General features: G+C 67.5%; 1 protein-coding gene. It reads right to left on the reverse strand.

Translation table 11 applies throughout. The annotated features are described in order from the left end of the window. On the reverse strand, window positions 1-758 hold a 758-nt coding region (locus tag O5O46_RS35030; RefSeq protein ID WP_269859730.1), incomplete at both ends, for an acyltransferase domain-containing protein.

The following is a 758-nucleotide window of genomic DNA, read 5'->3' on the forward strand; positions in this document are numbered from 1 at the left end:
TCGCACCACCACCAGGCAGCTCCTGCATCAACCGGCCACGAGCCGCCACCAACGCACACGCATCCCCAAGCGAGAACACACCAGCGACATGCGCCGCGACCAACTCACCGATCGAGTGCCCGGCCAGGAAGTCAGGCTTCAGACCCCACGACTCCACCAACCGGAACAGGGCCACCTCAACCGCGAACAACGCAGGCTGCGTATAAGCCGTCTGGTCCAGCAGCCCGCCGTCGGCTCCGAAGATCACATCCCGCAGTGGTACTTCGAACCGTTCACACACCGCATCCAAGGCTTCGGCGAAGACCGGGTAGGTCGCGTACAACTCCCGACCCATACCCAGCCGCTGACTACCCTGCCCCGTGAACAGGAAGGCCGTCTTGCCGTCGGTACCCATCTCGCCGTGTACCACGCCCACGTCGGAGGAGCCCGCTGCCAGTGCGCGCAGACCCTGGAGGAGATCGTCCGTGTCCCGCGCGATCACAGCGGCCCGGTGCTCCAGCGCCGCCCGGCCGGTGGCCAGCGAGAATCCCACGTCCAGCGGCCGTAGTTCGGCGTTCTCCGTGAGATGGGTCAGCAGCCGCTCGGCCTGGTCGCGTAGCGCGGGCTCGGTCCTGGCCGAGAGCAGCCATGGCGTGATGGCGTTGTCCGCCACCTGTTCCGTGCCGGATGTGTCCGCTGCGGGGGCCTGTTCAAGGACGGTGTGCGCGTTGGTGCCGCTGACTCCGAAGGAGGAGACGGCAGCCCGACGCGGCCCCTGT

It is taken from the genome of Streptomyces sp. RPT161 (assembly GCF_027533845.1).
Lineage (GTDB): Bacteria > Actinomycetota > Actinomycetes > Streptomycetales > Streptomycetaceae > Streptantibioticus_A > Streptantibioticus_A silvisoli_A.